This window comes from Mesorhizobium sp. M7A.F.Ca.CA.003.01.2.1 (assembly GCF_003998945.1).
In the GTDB taxonomy this organism is placed as follows: Bacteria; Pseudomonadota; Alphaproteobacteria; order Rhizobiales; family Rhizobiaceae; genus Mesorhizobium; species Mesorhizobium ciceri.
Genome location: NZ_RZRA01000642.1, coordinates 1 through 3,354, shown reverse-complemented (window position 1 = coordinate 3,354; position 3,354 = coordinate 1). Strand labels below are relative to the sequence as shown.

The following is a 3,354-nucleotide window of genomic DNA, read 5'->3' as shown; positions in this document are numbered from 1 at the left end:
GATACGGTACGCGCCGTGTTCCGTGACAGGGTGCCGGTCAGGCCGGGAGACCTGCTGCCGGTCTCGGTCGATCCCGGCAACATCCATCTGTTCGACAAGGCGACGGGCCTGCCTCTATGAAAATATCAGCATGAAGACGCCGGCCGACATCATCACGCGCCTGCAGCTGATGTCGCAGGACGGAACGAAGTCGGATCGCAAGCTGGCCGGCTTCGTGCTGGCAGACCTCGACTTCGTTTCCAAGGCGGCGATTTCGGAAATTGCCGCGCGCGTCGGTGTCAGCGAGCCGACGGTGACGCGGTTCTGCCGCAACCTCGGCTGCGAGGGCCTGCGCGACTTCAAATTCTATCTGGCGCAAGCCATCGCCATCGGCGGCCAGTATCTGTCGCCGGAGCCGTTGAGCCGCGATGCCCGCGAACAGCGCATCGCTTCCGCCATCACCGAAGCGGCGATATCGGCCATCCAGCGCGCCAGCGAAAACCTCGACATGACGACGCTGGTCGCCGTCGCCGCACGCATCGCGGTTTCCGGCAATGTGCTGTGCATCGGCTCCGGTGGCATTTCGTCGATGATGGCGACCGAAATGCAGAACCGGCTGTTCAGGCTTGGCGTGTCGGTGCTGGCGCAAATCGACGGACAGTTGCAACGCATGTACGCCGCCGTCGCCACCCCCGACACCACGCTGATCGCCTTCTCCGTCTCCGGCTATGCACGATCGGTCATCGATGCGGTGCAGGTCGCCCAGCAATATGGCGCCACGACGATCGCCATCACCCCGCCGGACTCCGCGCTCGCCAAGGTCGCCGACACGGTCATCCATTTCCAGTCGCTGGAAGACGGCAATATCTACAAGCCGACATCGTCGCGCTATGCGCTGCTGTCGATCGTCGACATGATCGTCACCTCGGTCGCCGAGACGCGCGGACCAAGGGTTCTGGAAAATCTGCGCCGCATCAAGCAGAGCGTCAACACGTTGAAAGTTGACGATCCGCGTTTGCCGCTGGGGGATTGACCCTCCGGCAAGGACATCAGGCCTGATGGCCGAGCGCCTCGATGCTTTTCGCCAACGTCTCCGGATCGCCTTCAATGCGCACGGTCTTCAGCCGCGCCGTGCCGCCGGCGACAACCGAGACGGCGGACCCCGGCACGCCAATCGCCTTGGCAATCAGCTTTTCGAGCGCATGATTGGCGGCGCCGTTTTCCGGCACGGCGCGGACGCGCGCTTTCAGATGGCTTCGCTCGTCCGCCGTGGTCTCGATGCCTTCGAGCCTGTCCAGCGCAGCCTTCGGCGTCAGCCGGACAAACACGTCGACACCATCATCGCGCAGGCGAAACGGCGCGCTCATACGATCATCGGGCTCACAGGACCAGAGGCGCCACACTGGTCAATATGAACTGCCGCAGGAAGAACAGGATCAGAAGCAGGATGATCGGCGAGATGTCGATGCCGCCAAGGTCCGGCATGAAACGGCGGATCGGCCGCAACGCCGGTTCGGTCAGCCGATAGAGCATGTTGCCGATGGAACCGACGAACTGATTGCGCGAGTTGACGACGTTGAAGGCGTAAAGCCAGGAAAAGATCGCCGATGCGATGATGATCCACCAGTAGAGGTCGAGCGCCATGACGATTGTCTGAATGAGGGCGAGCATGCCGGTCTCCAATTGTTGCCGACATGTAGCCATTGCACGCGAAACCGGCAAGGGCCGCCTGCCACGGTGCGCCGGTACGGCTGCCAGCCACTGGATTTCGGCAAACCTCCGCCTTGACAGGAAACCGCAGCGCCCGATAAATGCGCCCATCCGCTGGACGGGGCTGTAGCTCAGCTGGGAGAGCGCGTCGTTCGCAATGACGAGGTCAGGAGTTCGATCCTCCTCAGCTCCACCAGCGGATTAATTCCTCGCTCTCCGCGCCATATGCACTCCGCGACGCTCGTCCGGGCTTGCCTCCACGGCTGGCATTTGCCGTGCCGGCGCGCCTAAAAGGCCGCGCGCCGCGCCGCCTGTTTTCGCAATCTCCGGCAAGACTTTTGTCAATTGGACTTATGGCGGAAGCGCTCGTCGATTGTTTCCGTTTTTTTTGCAAACCGCCCCACTAAATTGACGTTACCAAATCAGTTTTTTCTGTGCGTTGTGGCCAAGGCGTTTCGGCGGGGGCGACCGGAGACGCTATATGGATTTCGAGTTGAAATGAAAAACCCGCCCGCGGAAGCAAAGACGTGTCAATTCGCGAGAATCTCGCTGCAAATCTTAGACGGCTGAGCAAGGACCATGCCTCCGTAAGTGCGGTATGCCGTGAGCTGCACATCAATCGCACGCAGTTCGAACGCTACCTGCAAGGGCAGACCGTTCCCAACAAGGCCACCGCCAAGCTGATATGCGATTACTTTCGGATCGACGAGGCCGAACTGTACCAGGATCCCGGCGCACCCGAGCCCGCGATGCGTGGCCTGCCGCCGGTTTCCGAGAGCCTGTTCAACCAGATGATCCGCCCTCCCAGTCCTTCGATCGCGGGCGGCACCTATTTCACCTATTTCTCGATCCCGGGCCGCCTCGACCTCCTGATGCGCTCGGTGACCTTCGTGCGGCGCGAAGCCGAACTGGTCACCTTCCGAAGGGTCACCGGATGGTCGGAGCGCCAGGGATCGACCTGGGCACGAGCGCGCGGCAATCACTATGGCGTGGCGATCTCGCGGCTGAACTGGATCTATTTCAGCGGCATCAATCGCCGACAGACCGGAGAGCCGTCGCTGATCTCCGTGCAATGGGCTCCCATCTCCGAACCGGTGCTGATGGGCAAGGCCATGCTTCTGACGGAGGCCGGCCCGGCATTCGTGTCCGTCATCATGCGGCGCGACATTGCCAATATCCAGGCAAGGGATGCCATCAGCATGGCGCATGTCATCAGCCTCGACGATGCGGGCGTCGACCAACTGGTTGTCAGCCTGACCCGGGACGGGTTGGGCTAATCCCTCGGATCGCCGTGTCTTACGCCAAATAAGAATAAGCGTACGCCGATAAAGCGTATGCCAACGATTGTCTACTCTGTATCTGAATAAAATCGATATTTTACACTTTAATGCCAGGAAAGATAATCCACACGTCCGTCTTCGGCTCGTGGTTTTACTATAATTTTAACAAACCATTAACTCTTCCGACCTTACCTTTCTTCACGCGGATCCCATTCTGGGGGTCTTTCAACGGATCCCAAATGGGGGTCAGGAAAGGGATAAAAATGGCCAAGAAAGTGACTAACGCTCCGAAGCTGACGATTGCCGCCGGCACGCAGACCGTCTTCTTTTCGCAGGGTATGCACTACAACAAGCGCTGAAGCCGTTCTGCGCCGACGAGCGGTTC

At 60.3% G+C, this 3,354-nt stretch carries 4 protein-coding genes, 1 tRNA gene and 1 pseudogene; 4 read left to right on the top strand and 2 right to left on the bottom strand.

Going from position 1 to position 3,354, the window contains the following annotated elements; genetic code table 11:
• Window positions 1-120: pseudogene (locus EN969_RS36775) on the top strand (ABC transporter); the annotation flags it as partial.
• Window positions 121-130: 10 nt separating this feature from the next.
• Window positions 131-1,012 (top strand): MurR/RpiR family transcriptional regulator, encoded by an 882-nt coding sequence (locus EN969_RS22840; RefSeq protein WP_013528979.1) that lies wholly within the window; start codon window positions 131-133, stop codon window positions 1,010-1,012.
• 16 nt (window positions 1,013-1,028) lie between these two features.
• Here EN969_RS22840 and EN969_RS22835 read toward each other — a convergent pair whose 3' ends face one another.
• Window positions 1,029-1,346: a DUF167 domain-containing protein gene (locus EN969_RS22835; RefSeq protein WP_063169480.1), complete on the bottom strand. Its 318-nt coding sequence runs from the start codon at window positions 1,344-1,346 to the stop codon at window positions 1,029-1,031.
• Between the two features lie 13 nt (window positions 1,347-1,359).
• Window positions 1,360-1,650 carry a YggT family protein gene (locus EN969_RS22830; protein WP_013528977.1) on the bottom strand — a complete coding sequence of 97 codons (291 nt, stop codon included), beginning with the start codon at window positions 1,648-1,650 and terminating at the stop codon, window positions 1,360-1,362.
• A 159-nt stretch (window positions 1,651-1,809) separates the two neighbouring features.
• Here EN969_RS22830 and EN969_RS22825 point away from each other — a divergent pair.
• Window positions 1,810-1,885, top strand: a tRNA-Ala gene (locus EN969_RS22825).
• A gap of 331 nt (window positions 1,886-2,216) precedes the next feature.
• Window positions 2,217-2,966 carry a helix-turn-helix transcriptional regulator gene (locus tag EN969_RS22820; protein WP_024504719.1) on the top strand — a complete coding sequence of 250 codons (750 nt, stop codon included), beginning with the start codon at window positions 2,217-2,219 and terminating at the stop codon, window positions 2,964-2,966.
• The last annotated feature ends 388 nt before the right edge of the window (window positions 2,967-3,354 follow it).

What these genes read in the sequence shown, in the direction of transcription:
- EN969_RS22840 (WP_013528979.1), top strand. Translation starts at nt 131, where the DNA reads ATGAAGACGCCGGCCGACATCATCACGCGCCTGCAGCTGATGTCGCAG.
- EN969_RS22835 (WP_063169480.1), bottom strand. Translation starts at nt 1,346, where the DNA reads ATGAGCGCGCCGTTTCGCCTGCGCGATGATGGTGTCGACGTGTTTGTC.
- EN969_RS22830 (WP_013528977.1), bottom strand. Translation starts at nt 1,650, where the DNA reads ATGCTCGCCCTCATTCAGACAATCGTCATGGCGCTCGACCTCTACTGG.